The organism is Stenotrophomonas sp. YJH_SMC_64 (assembly GCF_059371375.1).
This window is the reverse complement of the sequence record NZ_JCAFUN010000007.1, coordinates 103818-124561: the sequence shown is the minus strand read 5'-3', so window position 1 is coordinate 124561 and position 20744 is coordinate 103818. Positions and strand designations below refer to the sequence as shown.

Genomic DNA, 20744 nt, shown 5'->3' with positions numbered 1-20744 from the left:
GGTCATCGGCTGTCCGCTGCCTGCATGTACTGGGTTTCATGGCCGGTGAAACGCTCGCCGTCAAAGCCGAAGCAGAAGCGCCCCTCCTCGAACACGCGGTAGACCAGCAGCGCACCATCGAGGCAGAACTGCTGCTGGTCCACGCTCGTCTCCAGTGTCCCGTAGCCGGTGGCCTCTCCGCCCTTCCCCGCCGGGCCGGTGAAGGCATCGATCGGCAATGGCGTGGCGCGTCCGGTGCGGGTGTCGACCAGCACCAGCGTGCGCTGGAAGTACTCGGGTCGATCATCGACCTGCACCAGCAGGTAGTGCTTGTTGAAATTGGGTTTCTGATGCTGGAGGGCATCTTCGATGGCTCCGCGGTGCCGCGCATCGCAGAAGTCGACCGGGCTGTAGCGGTAGCTGCAACCGTCGTGGTCGTAGGGCAGGTTCATGCCGGAATAGCTGACGCCTGCCTGGCTGCCCAGATCGTCTCCCGGTTCCGGCGTGCTGCACAGCAGCCATGAGCGCTGCGCATCCTCGGGATCGGCCATCAGCTTCGGCTCGCGGCCCGCCTCGTACGCCGCACCACCGGGGAAGTCCTGCCCGAAACGCTGGCGGACGATGGGACGTGCCTTCTCCAGCGGCAGGCCGATCCTGGCCCCACGGAACGAAACGAACGTCATCGTCGGCAGGATCACCTCCTCCACCGGCAGCCCCTTCCATTGCCCCTGCACGCAGAACGTGGCGATTTCGTTCTCCCCGTCCTCCTTGCAGGGTTTCGGTGCATTCGTGGCCAGCCAGGGGTGGGCCGGGCGGGCGGTCTGCTGATCGATGTACCAGCCGTCCAGCGCGCAGGTCGGCAGGGCATCGAGCAGCGGAGAGAGGTCTGTTGCGGTGGCCGGGGCGGCAAGCGGTGCGCCCGCTGCGGGTGCCCCGGTCGGCGCATCCGGTGTGCGCTGGCATGCCGCCAGCGCGAGTAGACCGACCAGCAGCGCGGCGTGGCGCGGGCGCCGGATTGAATGCTGCGTTCCCTGCATTGCGTGTTTCCTGGTTTCGACACTCCCTGCAGATGATCGCCGATCCCGAAGCCGTGCAGGAACGTCGCAGATCCCACATCGGGGTCAGCGCCCTTCGCTCCCGCAAGGGATCCGACCCCGCCCGTTACCCCGGCAGCTGCAGTTCCGCCCGCAGGCCGCCGCCCTCGCGGTTGTGCAACCTCAGCGATCCGCCCAGCGACTGTGCCAGCTGCACCGCGATGGCCAGGCCCAGGCCAGTGCCGCCGGTATCGCGGTTGCGCGAGCTTTCCAGCCGATGGAACGGCGCCAGCACTGCCTGCAGCTGGTCCTCGGGAATGCCAGGGCCACGGTCGGAAATGCTGATCCACACTCTGCCGGCGTCATCACGGCCCGCCTCGACCTCGGCGGCACCCGCGTAACGCAACGCGTTGTCGACCAGATTGCCGACCACCCGGCGCAGCGGCTGCGGCCAGGTCTGCACGACCAGTCCAGCGGGCGCACCACCGCTGACCGGCTTGCCCATGTCCTCGTAATCGCCGACCACACTGGCCAGGAACGCGCCCAGGTCCATCGACACCGGTGCGCCACTGGCGACGTGGCTGCTGCGCGCATAGGCCACGCCCTCACGCACCAGTTGACCCAGGTGGTCGAGGTCGTCCAGCAACCGCTGCTGGGTGCTGTCTTCAGGCAGGGTCTCCACCCGAAGCTTCATGCGCGTGATGGGGGTCTGCAGGTCATGCGAGATCGCGGCCAGGATCTGCAGGCGCTCAGTGACATGGCCACGAATGCGTGCCTGCAGTGCGTTGAGCGCAGCCGCCGCGCCGCCCACTTCCGCCGGGCCATCTTCAGGCAGTTCGGGCCCGTCCTTGCCCGGCTGCAGATGCTCCACCGCACGCGACAGCTGCTGCAGCGGGCGCATGGCCAGGCGCACCGCCAGCCACGCGCACACCAGCAGCAGCGCCAGCTGCACCAGCAACACGGCGGGCAGCCAGCGCGCCAGCGGCAGGCCCGACGGGGTGACTTCGATGGTCAAGGGGGTGCCGTCGTGCAGGCGCAGTTCCACCTCGAACCGCTCCGGCAGGCGAGCCACCTGGCGCGCCTGCAACGGATAGCGGTGCTGCAGGCTGTCGTCGATGATCGCCGTGACCTGGCGTGCACGATCGGTCTGCAGCCCGGGTCCTGCGGCGGCCGGGCGCAGCAGGTAACGGTAGGTGCGCCGCTCCAGCCGCGGCACCCAGGCTGCGCGCTGGCCTGCGGGCAGGTGTTCCAGCAGCGCGACACTCACGGCCACGTCTTCATCGAGGTTGCGCAGCATCATGCTGCGCGTGGACTGGTAGCGTTCGAAGAACAGCAGGCCGAAGGACAGTGCGTGGGCCAGCGCCAATCCACCCAGCAGCACCAGCAGCAGCCGCGCCGACAGCGTGCGCGGCCAGCGTGGGCGGTGTGCGGTGGTGTTCATTCGTCCGGCCCCAGCAACTGCACCGGCACGCTGAACACATAGCCTTCGCTGCGCACGGTCTTGATGTAGGTCGGCTCGCGTGCGTCGTCACCCAGGCGCTGCCGCACGCGGCTGACCAGCAGATCGATCGAGCGGTCGAACAGTTCGGCATCGCGGCCCTGGGTGAGGCTGAGCAGCTGGTCACGGCTGAGCACCCGATTGGCGTGATCGAGGAACACGCGCAACAGGCGGAACTCGGCGCCACTGAGCGGATGCGCGGTGTCCTGCGCATCCAGCAGATGGCGTGCGGTGGTGTCCAGGCGCCACTCGCCGAAGGCCAGCTGGCGACCTGCTTCGCTCACCTGCAGATTCGGCGGCAGCATCTGCGTGCGGCGGATCACCGCATTGATGCGTGCCAGCAGTTCGCGCGAAGAGAAGGGCTTGGTCACATAGTCATCAGCGCCCATTTCCAGGCCGATGATGCGGTCGGTCTCGTCGTCGCGGGCGGTCAGCAGCACCACCGGCACCGCACGATGCTTGCCGGCGCGCAGGTTGCGGCACAGGCTCAGGCCGTCCTCGCCCGGCATCATCACGTCCAGCACCACCAGATCCACGGCATGGGTATCCATCAGCGCGCGCATGGCCCGGCCACCGTCGGCCTGGCTCACGCGCAGGCCGTTGCGCTGCAGGTAATCGGCCAGCATCTGGCGGATCTCGCTGTCATCGTCGACGACCAGGATATGCGGTACGTGGTTCATTGCGTTCTCGATGAAGACGGAGGTCAGGGCCGCGCTGCGCGGCCATGGTAGCGCGGCTCAGGGGTTGGCCAGCAGGCGCTGGATCTCGCTTTCGGTACGTGCGTAGTCGCCCTCGCCGTAATGGCGGTAGACCACCCGCCCCTGACGGTCGAGCAGGTACAGCGCGGGCCAGAAGCGGTTGCGCCAGGCGTTCCAGATCCGGTACTGGTTGTCCTGCACCACCGGCCAGGTGATGTCCAACCGTGCGATGGCCTTGCGCACGTTGCCGGGCAACCCTTCATAGGCGAACTCCGGCGTATGCACGCCGATCACCCTCAGGCCCTGCGACGCGTAGCGTGCATGCCACTGGTGGACATGCGGCGCCACGTTGAGGCAGTTGCGGCAGGTGTAGGTCCAGAACTCGACCAGCACCACCTGCCCCCGCAACTGCTTCAGTGTGAGCGGTGGGCTGTTGTGCCAGGGCCCGCCACCGTCGAACCCGGCGGCGGGAACGGCCTGTGCCGGCTGCGCATCGGCCTCCGGGCTGGGCCAGGCCATCAACAGCGCAGCCCCACCCAGCACGCCCATCAGCAACGGCAGCACGTACGCACGCAGGCCGGCCATCGCTCAGCCCCCCTGCTCGGCCAGTGGCAGTTCCGCCGGCTTCACCCCCGCAGCTTCCAGGATGCTGTCGGCCACCTGCGCCGGATGCGAAAGCAGCGACACATGGCTGCTGCCGATCGATTGCAGCTGCGCGCCAATGCGCTTTGCGGTGGCGGCCTGCAGCTGCGGCGACAGCATGCGATCGTCACGGCTGAGCACGTACCAGCTCGGCTTGCTGCGCCACGCCGCAACGTTCACTACTTCGCCCAGCGCGCTGGCCTTCAACGGGACCTGCGTGCTGTACAGCAGTGCGGCCGATTTTTTCATCACGTCCGGCGCGAAGTCCTGGGCGATGGCATCAGCCGGCAAGGTCAGGTAGCCGTCCCTTTCCTGCAGTCGGGCCAGACCCGGACCGACCGGGAAACCTTCGCCCTGTTGCGCCGAAGATTGCCCTGCATCCGGTGCGAACGCCGCCACGTACACCAGCGCCTGCACCTTCGGGTCATTGCCCGCTTCGGTGATGACCGTGCCACCCCAGCTGTGGCCGACCAGCACCACCTTGCCAGGCGCAGCGGCAATCGCACGACGGGTGGCGGCGACGTCGTCGGCCAACGAGGTGAGCGGATTCTGTACGGCCACCGCCGGCAGCTTCCAGTCATGCAGGGTACTGATGACCTTGCTCCAGCTGGAGCCATCGGCGAAGGCGCCGTGCACCAGGATGACGGTGGGCGGTGCAGCGGTATCGACCTGGCTGGCGAAGGCGGGGGCGGCTGCGCCGGCAAGGGCGAGAGCAGCGGCAAGCAACGAGGTACGGATCATGGGTGGCACTCCGGTGTTGGGAATGGCCATTTCCGCCTGCCGGTGTATCGGCGCTGTTTCTCCGCTGCGCGGAGTTGTACCGGACTGTAGGGCGCAGGCGGGTTTCTACAGTGGGATACATTCGCGCGCCGGTCCTGGCTGGGCGCTTTCGGGTGAATATCGCTCCCCGCACGCGGGCGCGCAACGCCCCGATGTGCGTCAACGCATCGTCTTTGTATCTGACTGTACGAAACCCCGGCCGCGACCACAGTCGCTGACAAAACCCCGGGCAACGGCACACGTTGCCGATACCTGCGCCGCCTGGAATGGCTTCCATCGACCACTGGCCCGCAGGACACCACCATGATCAGCACCGCTTCTTCCGTGTATACCCCCCGCCTGGACGCCGTCGGCCGCTGGCTCTCGCCATTGGCGTTGCGCACCCTGCTGGCCTGGGAGTTCTTCGAATCCGGCCGCGAAAAGCTGGGCGGCCAGAACTGGTTCGCCGACCTGGAAGGCCGCTTCCCGTTCCCGTTGTCCGCCCTGCCCGCATCGCTGAACTGGCAGCTGGCGACCTGGCTGGAACTGGTGGGCGCGGTGATGCTGCTGCTCGGCCTGGCCACGCGCTCGGTGGCCTACGTCTTCTGGGTCCTCACCATCGTCGCCATCGCCGCCGTGCACTGGCCCGACCAATGGAACGGCCTGGGTGAACTCTGGCAGGGCTACGCGATCACCGACCAGGGCTACGGCAACTTCAAGCTGCCACTGCTGTTCCTGGCCATGTTGCTGCCGCTGATCCTCAACGGCGGTGGCGCGCTCAGCGTGGACCGGCTGTTGGCCGGCTCACAGCATGCCGCTGTCGGCAATGACGGCCTGGGCTGGGGCGTCAGCCTGATCGCCCTGCTGCTGCCGGTTGCCGCGCTGCTGCCCGGCATCGGCTTCGGCGGTGCCCTGCTCGGCGGCGTGCTGCTGCTGGGCTATCTGCTGCGCCGTCGCCACGCCGCCTGAGCTGAATCCCCTGTTCCCGCGCCTTTCGCTTTCCGTCGCCTCCTCGGCGGCGTCCATCCCGCACGCCCCGCGTGCTTTCCCAAGGAGTCATCACCATGTCCATCTCGACCAGGAACATCCCCTCCTCCCGCCTGCCGCGCATCGGTGCCATCGGCATTGCCCTGGCCGGTGGCCTGCTGCTGGCCGGCCAGGCCGCCGCGATCCAACCGCTGGCGATCAGCGCGGTGGCCATGAGCGCCGCCGCCGAAGGCAAGTGCGGTGAAGGCAAGTGCGGGGCCAACAAGGCTACCACCGGCAAGCCCGCCGGCAAGGCCAAGGTGGCCGAAGGCCAGTGTGGTGAAGGCAAGTGCGGCGACGCCTCGTTTGCCCGCACTGACCGCGACCACGACGGCAAGGTCTCGCGTGCCGAGTTCAACGCTGTGGCCGCCAAGCGCGCCGCCGAGTTCGACCGCATCGACACCGACCACGACGGTTACATCAGCGAGCAGGAAGCGCACGACTACCTGCGCAGCGTCTACACCGCCAACGGCAAGCCGATGCCGAAGGGCCTGTTCTCCCGCGTTGCCGATTGATCGACGTCCAACCGGCGCCGCCTTCAGGGCGGCGCCCTTTCTCTGGAGCATCCGCCATGTCCCTGCCCCTGCCCTTCAATGCCGCCGGCCTTGGCCTGCGCCGTGGCCTGATCGACGAACTGCTGGCAATGCCGGCCGGTGCCATCGACTTCCTCGAAGTCTCCCCTGACAACTGGATCGGCGTCGGCGGTGCACACGGCGCCGCGCTGCGCCAGCTCAGCGAGCGCCATCCCCTGACCTGCCACGGCCTGTCGCTGTCGCTGGGCGGTCCTGATCCGCTGGACCGCACCCTGCTGGCACAGACCCGTGCCTTCCTCGACCTGCACCAGGTGCAGCTGTACAGCGAACACCTGAGCTACTGCGCCGCCGGTGGCCATGTCTACGACCTGCTGCCACTGCCGTTCACCGCCGAGGCCGTTCACCATGTCGCCGGCCGTATCGCCCAAGTGCAGGACATGCTGGGCCGACGCATCGCCGTGGAGAACATTTCCTACTACGCCATCGCCGGCGCGGACATGAGCGAGATCGACTTCATCAACGCCGTGCTCGCCGAAGCCGACTGCGACCTGCTGCTGGACGTCAACAACGTCTTCGTCAATGCCTGCAACAACGGTTACGACGCCTTCGAATTCCTGGCCCGCGTGCCGTCCCACCGTGTCGCCTCGCTGCACGTAGCGGGCCACTTCGATGAAGACGACGGCTTCAAGATCGATACCCATGGTGCGCCGGTGAAAGGCGTGGTCTGGGCGCTGTTGCGCGAGGCCTACATGCGGGTGGGCGTGCGCCCCACGCTGCTCGAACGCGACTTCAACTTCCCCCCGCTTGCCGAATTGCTGGCCGAGGTCGGGCAGATCCGCCAGGCGCAGGCCGAGGCACGTTGGCCCGAGGTGACCCATGGCTGAGTCGCTGGCTACCCTGCAACGGCGCTGGGCCGATCATGTGCGCGACCCTGCAAAGACCGCACCCGATGACATCGAGGCGCGGCGGATGGCGGTCTACCGCCGCCTGTGCATCGACAGCTTGGACAGCCTGCTGGCGGGCAGCCTGCCGCGACTGCAGCAACAGTTGGGCACGTCGCGCTGGCGCGACATCGTGGAGCACTACTATGCCAGCCACATCTGTCACACCCCGTTGTTCCCACGGATCGCCGGCGAGTTCGCGGCCTGGCTGGCGGTGCAGGACACGCTGGCGCTGCCGGGCTGGGCAGCGGAACTGGCGCACTACGAGAGCACGCAACAGTCGCTGCACATTGAAGCGCGTGACGGCGGGCGGCCGCTGCAGCGCGCTCCCGTAGGCAATGATGTGCTGGCGGTTTCGCCATTGGTGCGGGTGCTTGGCTACCAGTGGCCAGTACATGAGGACGGGGCGCTGGAGCCGGTGTTGAGCACGGCTCCCACGCTGCTGGTGATCCAGCGCCTCGCCGATTTCAGCCTGCAGACCGAGGAACTGTCACCGCTGGCCTACGCGCTGCTGTCGGTGTTCGGTGACGACAGCGCGTCGGTGGATGAAGCACTGCAGCTGCTGTCCGAAACACATGGCGTGGCAGCGGACGCATTGCGCATGGCCTGCGTGCCTGTTCTGGGCGAGCTGTGCGCGGCGGGCGTGCTGGTTGCATTGCCTGCTTTCTGAGGTTGCCGGCCAGCGGCCGGCACTACCCGTTCCTTGGCCGGCCAGCGGCCGGCACTACCGTCCCCCTACTTCGAGGTCTCATCATGGCTCCTTCCAACACGTCCTTCCTGCATGGCTGGCGCCTGTTCGTGGCCGTAGCGGTGGTCCTGATCGCCTTCGCGCTGGCGGCCTTCGCCCTGTATCCCGATGCAGCCGAAGGCAGTCGAGCCGCGATCCGGGTCACTGCGCGCACATCGTTCCTGCTGTTCCTGGCAGCGTTCACGGCATCGTCGTTCGCCAGCCTTCTGCCCGGTCCGTTCACCCGCTTCCTGCTGCGCGAACGGCGCATCATCGGCCTGTCCTTCGCGTTCTCGCACCTGTTGCATGCAGTCGCGATCACCAGTTTCGGCGTCCTCAACCCGGCGTTCTGGCCAGCACGATCCGCGCTGGCCAACCTCCCGGGCACGGTGGGCTACATTGCCATCCTGGCGCTGGCCATCACCTCGCACCGGGGGCTCGCCCGGCGCATGGGACCCACCGCCTGGCGTCGCCTGCACGTCACCGGCATGTGGATCATCGCGGCGGTGTTTACCTACTCGTACTTCAAGCGCGTTCCGGGCAACTTCTGGTATGCGGTGCCGTCGGCGCTGCTGTTCACCGCCTTCGTGGTGCGCTGGATCGCCAAGCGGGCGCAGGCGCTGCGCCGAAGTGCGCATGTGCGGCCGCCGCTGCGGGCGGCCTGAGGGGCTGGCGCCAGATGCCTTTACCTGCGGGAATGGGATCTGACCCCCACTTCAGGTCAAGGCGCGCGGCGCAGCGTGATCAGGGTGATCTCCGACGGCACGCCGATGCGCGCCGGGAAACCTGCCCATAGACCGGCACCGTTGCTCACGTACAGTGTCATCCCGTCCACGTCGTAGCGGCCGGAGACATAGCCGCCGTTGGCTCGTTTCACCAGCTGGTCCATACCAAAGATCTGCCCGCCGTGGGTATGCCCGGACAATTGCAGCTTCACGCCGCGCGCGGCCGCCTCGCGCGCATTGCGCGGGCGGTGATCGAGCAGGATCACCGGTGCAGAGGGATCGGCACCGGCCAGCGCGGTCTCCAGATCCGGCAGCGGCAGGCCATAGCGTGCCGCCACCGGATCGGTGACGCCGGCGATGGTCAGCGCAGCATCGCCGCGCCGCACCTGCAGGTGGCTGTTCTCCAGCACCTGCATGTGCAGCGCGCGGAACGCCTGCATCCACGCCTGGTACTGCGCGTAGTACTCGTGGTTGCCGGTGATGGCGACGACGCCGTCCGGCGCCCGCAGGTCCGCGAGCGGGCGCGCGTCGTCACGGCGGGCCTCGACACTGCCGTCGATCAGATCGCCAGTGATCACGATCAGGTCCGGTGTCAGTGCGTTGCTCTTGTCCACAACCTTGCGCACCCAGTCGCCGGTCAGCAGGCGGCTGGCATGGATGTCGGTCAGCTGCAGCACGCGATAGCCGTCGAACGCAGCAGGCAGATCCTTGATCGCCACGTCGATCTGCCGAGGCTGGGGCAAGGCCATGCCCTGGCTGATGCCATAGCCACTCACAAGCAGCGCCAGCAGGCCGGCCAACGGCCGCAGCTTCGAGGCGCGCAGGGCCGATACGATGCGCGGCCAACGCAGCAGACGCGAAAGCAGCAGGCCGGCATCCAGCACCAGCATCATCAAGGCGAGCATCAGTACCGCCGTGGAGCCGGTGGCCAGAACGGCGATGGCCAGCTTCGGGATCTCCGGCGAGGCCATCGTGCCCCAGAAGGTGGCGACGATGCGCAGCTGCACGGCCACGCCCACCAGCAGCAACGACAGCACGACCTTCATCCAGATGGGCATGCGCAGTGGCCAGAACAGGCGCCAGGCCACATACAGGCCCATCAACAAACCGATCGTACTCAGCACTGCAACCATCCATGACAGAAATCGGGCCCGCCATGGTGACGGCTGCGGGTCGTGTTGTGTAGAGCCGGGCCCATGCCCGGCTGCCCAGGAAGCCGTCGAGCATGGCTCGACTCTAAAGAGGGCCAGTGGAGCACGGCTCGACGCTACAGAACCCCGATCGCGCATGGCTCGACGCTACGGATGCCCCAGGCGCTCCACCCGCAGGCGGGCGATGCGACGCTTCTCCATCGCCAGTACGGTGATGCGAACATCCGCAATCTCCACCGCGTCACCGATGTCCGGCAGACGCCCCAGACGCTCCAGCACCAGGCCGGAGATGGTCATGTAGTCGGCACTGCGCGGCAGCGATACGCCGGCCAGCCGCTGCAGGTCGTCCAGAGTCAGCGCACCATCGGCCTCCCACTGGTCCTCGCCCTGCGCGACCACGCCATAGCGCTCGTCCTGGGTATCGACCAGGTCACCGGCAATGGCCGCCAGCAGGTCATTGGCGGTCACCAGGCCTTCCACGCTGCCGTACTCGTCCACCGCCACCGCCAACGGCACCGGGTGCTGGCGGATCAGTTCCAGCGCCTGCAGCGCGCTGGCACTGGACAGCACGTACTGCGGCTCGCGCAGGTTGCCTTCCAGCTGCAGCGGCCTGCCCTGCAGCAGGTCGGCCAGCAGGTCGCGGCTCTGCACCACGCCACGCAGGCTGTCCAGGTCGCCATCACCCACCAGCAGGCGGGTGTGCGGCGACGCCACCAGGCGTGCCACCACATCCTCCTGCCCACGGGCCAGGTCGATCCACTGCACGTCGGCACGCACCGTCATCACGCTCGACACCGGGCGATCGGCCAGCCCCAGCACGCTGCGGATCATCTCGTGCTCCGCCGGCTGCAGGCGCTCTTCGGCATCGACGTGTTCGTCCGCGCTTTCGTCGTCGTGGCCATTGGCCGGGCGCGCGCCCAGCATGCGCAGCACGGCGTCGGCGGTGCGCTGGCGGAACGGCTGGCGGCGTTCGTTGCGCTCACGGTTGAAACGCACCCACTGGTTGAACGCCTCGACCAGGATCGAGAAGGCAATCGCCGCGTACAGGTACCCCTTCGGAATCTTGTAGCCCAGGCCCTCGGCCACAAGGCTGAAACCGATCATCAGCAGGAAGCCCAGGCACAGCACCACCACCGTGGGATGCTTGTTGACGAAGCGCGTCAGGGGCTTGCTGGCCAACAGCATCAGCGCCATCGCGATGGTCACGGCGGCATACATCACGCCCAGGTTGTCGACCATGCCCACCGCGGTGATCACCGAGTCCAGCGAGAACACCGCGTCGAGCACCACGATCTGTGCCACCACCATTGCGAAGCTGGCGTAGACCTTCTTGCCATCCTCGTGGTGTTCGCGGCCTTCCAGCCGTTCGTGCAGCTCCATGGTGCCCTTGAACAGCAGGAACAGGCCACCGCCCAACAGGATCAGGTCACGCCCGGAGAAGCTGTGGTCGAACAGCGTCAGCAGCGGCTCGGTCAGTTTCATGATCCACGCCAACGCCGCCAGCAGCACCAGCCGCATCAGCAAGGCCAGCGCCAGGCCGATTACCCGCGCGCGGTCACGCTGGTGCGGCGGTAGCTTGTCGGCAAGGATCGCGATGAACACCAGGTTGTCGATGCCGAGAACGATCTCCAGCACGACCAGGGTTGCAAGGCCCATCCAGATCGAGGGGTCAGCCAACCATTCCATTTCAGATCCGTTTCGTCAGTAGGTAAGGGAAAAGAGCGACCGCTCAGTCAGCGTCCTGTGCCTGCGCCGGGTCGTGCCCGAGCAGGTCGCCGGGCGTACACTGCAGCTCGCGGCAGATCGCATCGAGGGTGGAAAAGCGGATGGCGCGCGCCTTGCCGGTCTTCAGGATCGACAGATTGGCCAGGGTGATGTCGATGCGCCCGGCCAGCTCGGACAGGGTCATGCCGCGTTCCTGCAGCATGCGGTCCAGGGTGATGACGATCGTCATCAGATGACACCGTCGAGGTCGTCGCGCATCGCTGCGCCCACGGCGAAGACGCGCGCCAGCACGAACAGCATCAGAACGGCCACCAGGCCAGTGATCGACATGCCACCGCCGACCTCCATCCAGGTGAAATCCGGGCCCATCCAGGCCGAATAGGCACCGATCAGGATCGACAGCAGTTCCATTGCCAGCATCAGCCAGGCCATGCGCTGCAGGCGCTGTGCATTGGCATGGGTGAACGGCCGCTCGCGCGCCGCCGACTTCAGCAGCCTCAGCAGATGGCGCAGGAACAGCAGGCACAGCACCAGCAGCGCGATGATCGCGCCCAGGCCCAGGCAGAAGTGCAGGAACAGATCATTGCCGTGCGCGGCAGCGGCCTCGGCGTCATGCACGCTGTCGAGCAGCCAGCGACGGTCGTGGGCGACCAGCGGCACCGCCAGCAGTGCGGCCAGGATGCCCAGCCAGCACATCGCCCGGACGGCCTGTACGGCGGCCTGGGCCAGGGCAAACAGGCCTCGCGCGGGTCTGGCGCGGGCGGGACGAGCGGTCAAGCGGCCTCCGGTGTTGGGGTGGACGCGCCGCCCCGGGATGGATTTATCGATAAACGATATATCACACGCCGCGTGAAAGGCTGAACCGCAGGCGTGGCTCCTGTCAGGGCCCGGGCGCGCCCCGCTCCAGCATCGCTTCACCCGGCGTCGCAGAGGCCATCGCCTGCACGCCGGCATCGGCGGCCTGCCGCGTGACCAGGCGGAAGCGCACCTGCAGCTTGCCTTGCCCCGGGGTGGCCCAGCCGTACTGGATGGCCACCTGATCGGCCGAGAGCGGCCCACGTCCCGGCAGCGAGCGCACCTGCAACGGCATCGGCGCGGCCTGCACCAACCGGGCGAATCCCTTCTGGACGACCGCCGCGTCGGCCTTTTCGGCGTAGACCGTGCACGTGCCATCGTCAGCCCAGCTCACCGCATAACGGCCACTGGCCAGGGGCACCATCCAGGCCACGCCCGATTGCCCCTGCAACAGCGCGGCGGCTTCGGCGGGCTGCAGCGGCGACAGCCCATTGGATTCCATCAGCGACTGCAACCGCGCCGGGGCCCCGATGTGCTGCATGCAGGCGGTATCGAACAGCTCGCTGAAGGGATCCTGCGCCGGACCCTTGGCCTTGGGCGTGCGCGCGGGTTGCGCCGCCGCCAGGGTGGGCAGCAGGGCCAAAGCCAGCCAGAACGCAGGACGCATCGGGATTCCACGCTACGGAAAACAGCAGGGAGGATGGCAAAGCCCGGGCGTGCCGCGCAATGGGTCATGGCTTGACAGCCGCCACCGGCGGGAGGAGTATCAGTTAACGAATTAGTTAATTAGCTCGCCATGGACCGCATCTTCGAAGCCCTTGCCTCCACCGCCCGCCGGCAGATCCTGGCTTATCTCAGTGCCGGCGAACTCAGCGCGGGCGAGCTGGCCGAGCGCTTCGACTTCAGCAAGCCGGCGTTGTCCAGCCACCTGCGCATCCTCGAGGAAGCCGGACTGATCGAACGCGAGAAACGCGGCCAGTTCGTGTACTTCAGGCAGGTACCCGACCGTTTGGCCAACACGTTGTTCTCGTGGGCGGCCGAAGTCTGCCCTGTCGGCGGCCCGCTCAAGCGTGAAGCCCGCGCCCGCCGCAAGTCCCCCGCCCGCTGATCCGCCCCGCCAAGGAGCATGACGATGCCTGGTTCGACCCGCGATCGCCGTTCGTTTCCAGCAGTGCAGCTTCCGGCACAGGACGGCGGCAGTCCGACCGAAGTCACCCTGATCGCGCAGCTCGGCATCGGTGCCGGTGACGCGCTGGTGAGTGACGCCAGCCAGCGTCAGCGCCACCACCCGGCGTTCATCGATGCGTTGGATGAACCTTCGGCGCGACTGGGTGGCATGCACCTGCAGCACGGGGATGCCTCCTCGCTGTACAGCTTCACCGTCGGTGCCGGTGGCCATCCGTTTCATCGCCATGCAGGCCCGCGCATGTTCACCGCCATCGCCGGCAGCGCGGGAGCCGAGCTGCGTTTCGCCACCGCCTCCGACACGCAGCTGGCGGCAGATCCCGGTGCCTTCGCGCACACGCTTCGGCGCATCCGCATCCCACCGGACTGCCTGTTTACCGTGCGCTTCGGCGGCGGCACCTGGCACCAGTTCGCGTCGAACCATCCTGCACATCCAGCGCTGTTCGCGTTGTCCTGCCACAGCAATGAACTGGCCGGCGCGATGAGCGAGCAGGCGCGTGCACAGGTGCAACGCAATGCCGCCGATATCCCCAGCCTGACCGAGGTGCTTCCGGAATCGCACTGGCCTTCGGGCACCTCGCTTGCGGCGGCACCGCTGTTGCAACTGTCGCTGCAGGCGGCGCCTCCCAGCCTGTGCGCACACCTCTGCGCGCGTACCCGTGCGCTGCTCGGCCCGCTGCGCCGCATCCCCATGCGGCCGCTGCGCGGGTTCGTCGAACGTGCCACACCGGCCTATCCCATCCGTTCGCGGCCCGCCGCCACCGATGGCCTGCTGCCCACAGCGCTGCCGCACAGCCACTACCAGGACCTGACCACCCTGTGCCTGGACCCCTCGCAGGTGGTCCACCGTTCCGCGTCGGCACTGCTGGCCGATGTACTGGACGGCTTCCTGCGCAATCCGCCCAGCGGCGTAGGCCATCTGATGGCGCTGCGAAACCGACTGGTGGCGCCGTTGCGGTTGCGCACGTCGCCGCTGGGATGCCCGGTGTCGTCACTGCTGTCCACCGATCGCAGCCGGTTGTTCGCTGGTCGATTTCCGGTGCTGGATTCGCACATCGATGCGCAGGACAACGACGCCGAAGTCCTGCTCGGCGCCGACGATCGGCACCTGCGTTTCCGTAGCAGCGTGCGCGTGCAGCGGCGTAGCGATGGACATGTCGAGATCAGCCTGGGCTCTCGCGTGCAGACCCTCAATGCGTTCGGCGGCATGTACATGGCACTGATCGACGCCGGGCACCGGCACTATGTCGCGCCGGCACTGCTGCGGCGTGCGGTGGAACACGCCTTGGCACCGGAGCTGGCCAATCTTGGGGATCCGGCAGCACACCCTGCGCACTGCTGACCCTGGAACACGATGCGCCGGGCGCTGCACGGTTCCGCTCAGATCACGATTTCGCCCTCGTCCTCGCCATCCCAGTAGTGGATGCGGCTGGCGCGCACGTGAATCAGCACCAGTCCCGGTGTATCCACGCCCTGTTCGAACCATCGCTCCAGGTCCTTCACCCAGTGCTGGCTCATCGTGGCCCGGTCGCGCACCAGCGCTGCCCTGCCCTGCACGTGCACGAACAACGGTGGCTTGCCCAGCAGCGACTTGCTGCCGGAAAAACCCAACGCGACGGCGGGGTCAGCTTCAATCTCGCGCACCATGTCGGTGTCTTCGGTGGTGAAGAACCAGCTGTCACCGTCATAGTCCACGTCGCCGTTGTTGCTCATCGGACGACCGGCAATCTCTCCGCCGGCGTGGGTCTGCAGCATCGTGAAATCGATGCCGGCCATTTTCCTGGACAGTTCAGGCAGGGTGAGCTGGGTCATGTCGTCGTCCCTCGTCGGATGGAGGCCCAGCGTCTGCGCAGAGCGGTGACCGAAGCGTGGATGGGCAGTTGCGACCTCTTCACAGAAAACGCGATAGGGCGCATGGCACGTGTGTGACGCATTCCTCACCACCACACCCGCGTTAAAGGCGGATGGAGGAACGGTCCTCCACGCCGCGACACGCCTCTAACAGGGCATTGCCCGAGAATCGCGCAACCTCGCGATGCATCCGGCATGGCCGCCGGCATCACCGGAGCTCCCCTCCGCAACCGCATGGCCCCCACATGGACCTGTTCGCCTGGCTCGCGTTCGGCTGCTACCTGTTGGCGTTCTTCATTGTCTCGCTGTTTGCTGCGGCCTACCTGAAACGCTCGGACTTCATGCCCTACCACGGCCAGGCCGTGGGCCTGCCATGGAAGGAGGTCGAACCGCGCATGCAGTTGCTGCTGATGGCACTCATCCGCGTGGTCGGCGCCGGTTGGATCGCACTGGCCGGCGCCGGCGTGATGCTGGCCTGGCTGATCTTCTTCGGCGGACACTTCGCGCCGCCGCAACTGCTGGCCTTCCAGTTGTTCTGCCTGGTCGCCACCGTGCCGCCGGTACTGGTCGCTTCCGGCGTGCGGCGACGCACCGGTGCGCGTACACCGGTGCCCGCCGGCGCCGCGGTGGTGCTGCTGTCGGTCATCGGATTCGTGCTGGCCCTGTTGGCACTGTCCTGATGCGTGCTCCCTCCTCTCCCTCCTCTCCCTCCATCGAGGCTCCCATGAATCCCGAATCGATCTTCTACAGCGTGGTCAACGGTGATCTGCCGCCCTCCCAGGCGGGCACCCTGCTCGGCTGGCGATTCGTCGACTACGACGACGCACTGCGCCGCATCCATGTCGAGTTCGACGCCGGGCCGATGCTGACCAACCCGATGGGCAACGTGCAGGGAGGCTTCCTGTCGGCGATGCTGGATGACTGCATGGGGCCGGCGATCTACGCCACACTGCCCGCCAACCGCATCGCGGTCACGGTGGAATCCAAGACCAGTTTCGTCAGTCCGGCACGACCAGGGCGCATCATCGGTTGGGGCGAAGTCGAGCACAGCAAGGGGAGCATCGCCTTCACGCGTGGCTGGCTGACTGACCCGGCAGGCAACGTACTGGCCACCGCCACCGCCACCTTCCGGGTGGGTGCGCTGCGCTGGCGTGGCTTATCGGTACCACGTCCGATCGCGCGCCGGATGATCGCGCGGACGCTGCGGCGGGTGCATGCACGCATCGGCTGACGCATGCCCTCAACGCGTGATGCGACCGCCACCCGCCACCCGTACCCGATCACGCCCCTGCGCCTTGGCCCGATACATGGCCGCATCGGCGGCTCGTAGCAGGGTGCGCCAGCCCAGCGCGTCGGTGCCGCCCTCGGCCACGCCGAAACTGGCGGTCACCCGCAGCACGGTGCCGCCGGCCAGCGCGATGTCCATCTGCTGCAGGGCCAATCGCAATGACTCGGCCAGCTGGCGGCCACCGGCCAGATCACCGTCGGCCAGCAGCACCAGGAATTCCTCGCCGCCATAACGGGCGATGCTGTCGCTGCGGCGCAGCTGATGCCGCAACAACTGCGCCACCCGCACCAGCACTTCGTCGCCGGCATCATGGCCATGGCCATCGTTGATCGCCTTGAAGCGATCCACGTCCAGCAGGATCACCACGGCGCTTGCATCGCCCCCCGCGTGTCTCTGCTGCACCACCTCATCCAGCGCGCGCCGGTTCAACAATCCGGTCAGCTCGTCGGTGCCAGCGAGCTGGCGCAGCTCGCTGGTCAGTGCCGAGCGCTCGCGCGATTTCTCACGCAGTACTTCGATGGCGTCGAACAAGCGCTGCATCTCGGCCAGCGGGTGGGTGACATGCTGCTCCGGACCGGGTGCATCCGACGCAAGCTGGATCACCTGCGTCTGCGCCTGCAGCAACGGCTGCAGGATCTGCCGATGGGCAATGCGCAATGCCACGCCCAGCACCACCAGTGTGCCCAGCGCGGTCGCCACCAGCACGGCCAGGCGCATGGCCTCGCGATCGCGGGTGCGTTCAAAGCGGGCGATGGACACGCTCAGGTAGCCATCACGCAGCGCCTCAAGCGACTGCAGGGTCGGCACGTAGCGCGTGGTGAATTCGGCGGCGGTCCATGGCGGCGGCAGGCCTCGGCGGCCATCTTCGATCAACTGCTCGATCATCGGCAGCGATTCGCCGAAGAACTGCCGACGCGCCATGTCCCAGTGCCATGACAATTCCGGGTCACTGCGGAACACCGACTCGTGGCTGCCCGCCAACCGCCACAGCTCCAACAGGCGACCCTCGGTCTGCAGTGCAGCGCGTACCTGTTCCTCCCGCCATGCCCCTGGCACCGCCACCGGCGCCATCACATTCGAGGCCAGGCGGCCACCATGCTCGCGAAGATCGATCAGCACCTGGCCCTGCATCGCCGGAATCGCTGCTTCACGGTCGGCGCTGACCAGCACGTTGATCTGTGCCGAGGTCAGCAGGTGCAGGCGATCGACCACGGCGAACATGCCACTGATCGCACGCTCCACCTCCTCCACGCGGCGTGCGTCATGGGGTTGCGCCACGACCCGGTCGACCGCAGCCCGCGCCGATTGCAGGCGACGTTGCGCGTCGGCCAGCAGCCCATGCTCGTCGACCACTCCCGGATCAGCCTTGAACACGGTGTCCAGCTGCAGCAGGGCAGCGTCGACCCGCTTGCGCGCGGCCGCCAGCTGCGCGGCCAGCGGTGCCTGCTCGGCCGCATCGGCCGGGTCGGCCCCCAGCAGGCTGTTGGCGGGGCCGCGTTCGGCCGACACCAGGTTGGCCAGGTCGAAGGTCTGCCGCAGCTGGCACAGGCTGGCCAGGTTGTCCTCGGCGGCCGTGAAGCGCAGCGTGCCCTGCACCAGTGCGATGGCCATCAGCGGCAGCGTACAGACTACGAACAGCCCAGCCAGGATCCAGACCCAGGTCCGCAATCCGATGGGCGACGCCTTGCGGGCCATGCACATTTCCCCTGTAGTGCCGAACACTGTAACGGCCGGCTACACAGGCGCCAAGCCACTCGCGGGCCAACCGTGGCGGTGGGTATACCCTGCCGACCGCGAACGCACCGACAAGGCCGCGCGAACATTTGAACCGGGACAAATACGTCATGCCCAGCCGCATCAGATCCAGCGCTGGTCGACCAGTTCGCGCTTCACGTAGGCATAGAACACCGGCGCGGCGACCAGGCCCGGCAGGCCGAAGGCCGCCTCCATCACCAGCATGGCCAGCAGCAGCTCCCAGGCACGCGCCTGGATCTCGCCACCGACGATGCGCGCATTGAGGAAGTACTCCAGCTTGTGGATCACGATCAGGTACAACAGCGCGGCCACAGCCACATAGAACGAGACCGACAACGCGACGATGCTGATGATGGTGTTGGAGATGATGTTGCCCACCACCGGCAGCAGGCCGGCGATGAAGGTGATCAGCACCAGCGTCTTGGAAAGGGGCAGGTGCACGCCGAACAACGGCAGCACGCCCAGCAGGAAGATGGCGGTGAAAAGGGTGTTGAGCAGGGAGATCTTCACCTGCGCGAACACCACCTGGCGGAACGCGGTGGCCAGGCGGCTGGTGCGCCCGATCAGCTCCTGCGCCAGCGGCCCCATCGTCGGCAGCGGCAGTTCGTCGTACAGCGCGATCATCGCGCCCAGCACCATGCCGATCAGTACGCGTACACCCACCTGCACCACCGAGGTACCGGCCACGCCCAGCTGGCGCTGGTGCTCGGCGGCCCAGTCATTCAGCGCCGCACGCAGCGCCGGCATGTCCTCGGGGATATACGGCTGCAGCAGCGCCGGTACCTGGTGGCGCGACGAATTGAGGATATCCATCAGCCGTGCCAGCAGCGCGTCCGGCCCACCGGTCTCGTTGCGGAAGAACGACGCCACACCGATCCCGGCCAGCACCAGCGCGCTGATGATGATCGCCGACAGCACGATCACCGCGATCGCCCGCGCCCGTCCCGGCGGCAGCTTGCCTTCCACGGTGGACGCCAGCACATGGGTCAGCTGGAACACCAGCAGGCCCGACAGCAGCGTCACCACCAGGCCGAGCTTCAGCGCCAGCCACATGCCCAACAGCATCATCAGCCAGGCCGCGATCCTCGCAACGGGGGGCTTGGGCTGGGCAACGAGGGCGTCTTGCATGGGCGGCGCGTCCGGGCGGGGTGGCCCATGGTAGAGGATTGGCGTGCCGATTCCGCGTGCAGGATGAACGGGCGTTTCGGCCTCGTTCGGCGGCAGCCGTGCCGCACTCACTCACCGTAGCTGGCTGTGTTCTTGCCCTGCCGCTTGGCGTGGTAGAGCGCGCGGTCGGCCAGTGCCAACCAGTCCTCGACACTACCGCCACGCGGCGTCGCGGCAATGCCGATACTCACGCTGAACTCCACGCCCGGCGTGGCCTGCCGCGCGGCCTCCAGCAGGTGCAGGCGCACCCGCTCGGCCACGTGCATCGCATCGACGGGCGCGCAGTCGCGCAGCAGCACCACGAACTCATCGCCCCCCAGCCGCGCGGGCGTATCACCGGGCCGGGCAAAGGTGCGCAATGTCGCCGCGATATGCCGCAGCACCTCATCACCGGCGCGGTGGCCATGCGAGTCATTGATGCGCTTGAAATCATCCACATCGAGCATCAGCAGGCAGGCAAAGCTGCCCTGCCCTTGTGCCTTGTCCAGCGCCTGCTGCGCACGCAGGATCAGGAAGCCACGGTTGGCCAGCTCGACCAGCGGGTCCATCCGGCTGAGCCGCTGCAGCTGACGGTTCTGCGATTTGACCCGGCGCGCCAGCTGCCAGCTGAGAATGCTGAGGCCGATGCCATACACGAACAGGAACGGGACACTCAGCACGATCGTGCGCTGCGAGGTGACCGGCTGGTAAGGGAAGCCGAGCAGCCACCAGGTGAGTGCGAAGCCCAGCAGCAGGGCCAGCGTGGCGCGCATCGCCAGGCGCACGCCACCGGCAGCGACCTTGTCGGCCACCAGCAGCGCGGCGAACAGTGCGCTGGGCACCGCGCTCAACGCCATGAAGGCGATCCAGCCACCGCCGAAGAAGGAGTCGGCCACCATGCAGCGGAACTGGACGACCGCCGGCTGGCGGGAGCGCTGGGTCAGCAGCAATGCCAGTGCCGGCCACGCCAGCGCGTTGAGCAGCAGCAGGATCCACGCCAGCCCGCCATCCTGGCGTTCAAGCATGATCGAGGCGATGGGGATCGCTCCCAGTCCATTGCCGACGAAACGCATCCAGCCGATGCGACGTGCCGCGCCAATGCCTTCGACCGCGCCTTCCGCCGAATCGGTGAAGAATGGCATTGCCGCCCCCCTTGCGCGATCGCACCTGCTGCTAAGGCCCTTGCCGGGCTGCCTGCGATGAGTCTGACAGCTTTGCGTCAATTCGGGATCAAGGTTGCACGATATCGCGCGGGCCGGCTGCCACGCTCCGCGGCCCCACCCCGT

Annotated in this window: 23 protein-coding genes; 9 read left to right on the top strand and 14 right to left on the bottom strand. The window is 67.4% G+C overall.

The features are described from left to right. Positions 1-2: 2 nt before the first annotated feature. The 5 genes from AC5P9L_RS09195 to AC5P9L_RS09175 form a co-directional block, all read right to left on the bottom strand. Positions 3-1016 (bottom strand): hypothetical protein, encoded by a 1014-nt coding sequence (locus tag AC5P9L_RS09195; RefSeq protein WP_099527522.1) that lies wholly within the window; start codon positions 1014-1016, stop codon positions 3-5. 124 nt (positions 1017-1140) lie between these two features. Further along, entirely contained in the window at positions 1141-2454 is a 1314-nt protein-coding gene (locus AC5P9L_RS09190) for a sensor histidine kinase (RefSeq protein ID WP_099527523.1), read from the bottom strand. Further along, positions 2451-3191 (bottom strand): response regulator, encoded by a 741-nt coding sequence (locus AC5P9L_RS09185; RefSeq protein WP_005408504.1) that lies wholly within the window; start codon positions 3189-3191, stop codon positions 2451-2453. The genes AC5P9L_RS09190 and AC5P9L_RS09185 overlap by 4 nt, the downstream gene beginning before the upstream one ends. Positions 3192-3248: 57 nt before the next feature. Further along, entirely contained in the window at positions 3249-3794 is a 546-nt protein-coding gene (locus AC5P9L_RS09180; protein WP_049430390.1) for a redoxin domain-containing protein, read from the bottom strand. Positions 3795-3797: 3 nt separating this feature from the next. Next, complete coding sequence (locus AC5P9L_RS09175; protein WP_099480422.1) at positions 3798-4592, bottom strand: alpha/beta fold hydrolase; 795 nt, start codon at positions 4590-4592, stop codon at positions 3798-3800. 342 nt (positions 4593-4934) lie between these two features. On the opposite strand from AC5P9L_RS09175, the gene AC5P9L_RS09170 reads away from it, so the two are divergent. From AC5P9L_RS09170 to AC5P9L_RS09150, 5 genes are all read left to right on the top strand, one after another. Then, a complete protein-coding gene (locus tag AC5P9L_RS09170) occupies positions 4935-5579 on the top strand; it encodes an HvfX family Cu-binding RiPP maturation protein (RefSeq protein ID WP_227415314.1) in 645 nt (214 codons plus the stop codon). 95 nt (positions 5580-5674) lie between these two features. Then, a complete protein-coding gene (locus AC5P9L_RS09165; protein WP_111174196.1) occupies positions 5675-6151 on the top strand; it encodes an HvfA family oxazolone/thioamide-modified RiPP metallophore in 477 nt (158 codons plus the stop codon). A 56-nt stretch (positions 6152-6207) separates the two neighbouring features. Beyond that, the gene (locus AC5P9L_RS09160; RefSeq protein ID WP_111174195.1) at positions 6208-7053 is read left to right on the top strand and encodes an HvfB family MNIO-type RiPP peptide maturase; all 846 of its coding nucleotides are present in this window, start codon (positions 6208-6210) and stop codon (positions 7051-7053) included. Then, positions 7046-7780 (top strand): HvfC family RiPP maturation protein, encoded by a 735-nt coding sequence (locus AC5P9L_RS09155; RefSeq protein ID WP_088431566.1) that lies wholly within the window; start codon positions 7046-7048, stop codon positions 7778-7780. Before AC5P9L_RS09160 ends, AC5P9L_RS09155 begins: the two co-directional genes overlap by 8 nt. Positions 7781-7863: 83 nt before the next feature. Then, on the top strand, positions 7864-8502 hold the full coding sequence (locus AC5P9L_RS09150; RefSeq protein ID WP_043034153.1) for a ferric reductase-like transmembrane domain-containing protein: 639 nt from the start codon (positions 7864-7866) through the stop codon (positions 8500-8502). 56 nt (positions 8503-8558) lie between these two features. Here AC5P9L_RS09150 and AC5P9L_RS09145 read toward each other — a convergent pair whose 3' ends face one another. The 5 genes from AC5P9L_RS09145 to AC5P9L_RS09125 all read right to left on the bottom strand — a co-directional run bounded on the left by AC5P9L_RS09145 (position 8559) and on the right by AC5P9L_RS09125 (position 12900). Then, complete coding sequence (locus tag AC5P9L_RS09145; protein ID WP_111118491.1) at positions 8559-9695, bottom strand: metallophosphoesterase; 1137 nt, start codon at positions 9693-9695, stop codon at positions 8559-8561. Positions 9696-9860: 165 nt separating this feature from the next. Next, positions 9861-11399, bottom strand: coding sequence for a TerC family protein (locus AC5P9L_RS09140; protein ID WP_024956986.1), 1539 nt, complete (start codon positions 11397-11399; stop codon positions 9861-9863). A 43-nt stretch (positions 11400-11442) separates the two neighbouring features. Then, entirely contained in the window at positions 11443-11667 is a 225-nt protein-coding gene (locus tag AC5P9L_RS09135; RefSeq protein ID WP_024956985.1) for a helix-turn-helix domain-containing protein, read from the bottom strand. After that, on the bottom strand, positions 11667-12134 hold the full coding sequence (locus tag AC5P9L_RS09130; protein ID WP_111118492.1) for a DUF2975 domain-containing protein: 468 nt from the start codon (positions 12132-12134) through the stop codon (positions 11667-11669). Before AC5P9L_RS09130 ends, AC5P9L_RS09135 begins: the two co-directional genes overlap by 1 nt. A gap of 184 nt (positions 12135-12318) precedes the next feature. Next, positions 12319-12900, bottom strand: a complete 582-nt coding sequence (locus tag AC5P9L_RS09125; protein WP_076738861.1) for an NMCC_0638 family (lipo)protein — start codon at positions 12898-12900, stop codon at positions 12319-12321. Between the two features lie 129 nt (positions 12901-13029). On the opposite strand from AC5P9L_RS09125, the gene AC5P9L_RS09120 reads away from it, so the two are divergent. Beyond that, positions 13030-13341: a metalloregulator ArsR/SmtB family transcription factor gene (locus tag AC5P9L_RS09120; protein WP_004147836.1), complete on the top strand. Its 312-nt coding sequence runs from the start codon at positions 13030-13032 to the stop codon at positions 13339-13341. 24 nt (positions 13342-13365) lie between these two features. Continuing rightward, positions 13366-14760, top strand: coding sequence for a DUF2867 domain-containing protein (locus AC5P9L_RS09115; RefSeq protein ID WP_076738862.1), 1395 nt, complete (start codon positions 13366-13368; stop codon positions 14758-14760). A gap of 38 nt (positions 14761-14798) precedes the next feature. On the opposite strand, the gene AC5P9L_RS09110 is transcribed toward AC5P9L_RS09115, so the two are convergent. After that, positions 14799-15230 (bottom strand): pyridoxamine 5'-phosphate oxidase family protein, encoded by a 432-nt coding sequence (locus AC5P9L_RS09110; protein WP_005412573.1) that lies wholly within the window; start codon positions 15228-15230, stop codon positions 14799-14801. 284 nt (positions 15231-15514) lie between these two features. Between AC5P9L_RS09110 and AC5P9L_RS09105 the strand changes: the two genes are divergently transcribed. Both AC5P9L_RS09105 and AC5P9L_RS09100 read left to right on the top strand, forming a co-directional pair. Then, positions 15515-15949 (top strand): hypothetical protein, encoded by a 435-nt coding sequence (locus tag AC5P9L_RS09105; protein WP_111174189.1) that lies wholly within the window; start codon positions 15515-15517, stop codon positions 15947-15949. 44 nt (positions 15950-15993) lie between these two features. After that, positions 15994-16500, top strand: coding sequence for a PaaI family thioesterase (locus AC5P9L_RS09100; protein WP_024956981.1), 507 nt, complete (start codon positions 15994-15996; stop codon positions 16498-16500). 9 nt (positions 16501-16509) lie between these two features. On the opposite strand, the gene AC5P9L_RS09095 is transcribed toward AC5P9L_RS09100, so the two are convergent. From AC5P9L_RS09095 to AC5P9L_RS09085, 3 genes are all read right to left on the bottom strand, one after another. After that, entirely contained in the window at positions 16510-18252 is a 1743-nt protein-coding gene (locus AC5P9L_RS09095) for a GGDEF domain-containing protein (protein WP_227415312.1), read from the bottom strand. A gap of 162 nt (positions 18253-18414) precedes the next feature. Continuing rightward, entirely contained in the window at positions 18415-19440 is a 1026-nt protein-coding gene (locus AC5P9L_RS09090; protein WP_005408485.1) for an AI-2E family transporter, read from the bottom strand. Between the two features lie 107 nt (positions 19441-19547). Continuing rightward, complete coding sequence (locus AC5P9L_RS09085) at positions 19548-20600, bottom strand: sensor domain-containing diguanylate cyclase (protein ID WP_111118498.1); 1053 nt, start codon at positions 20598-20600, stop codon at positions 19548-19550. Positions 20601-20744: the final 144 nt, after the last annotated feature.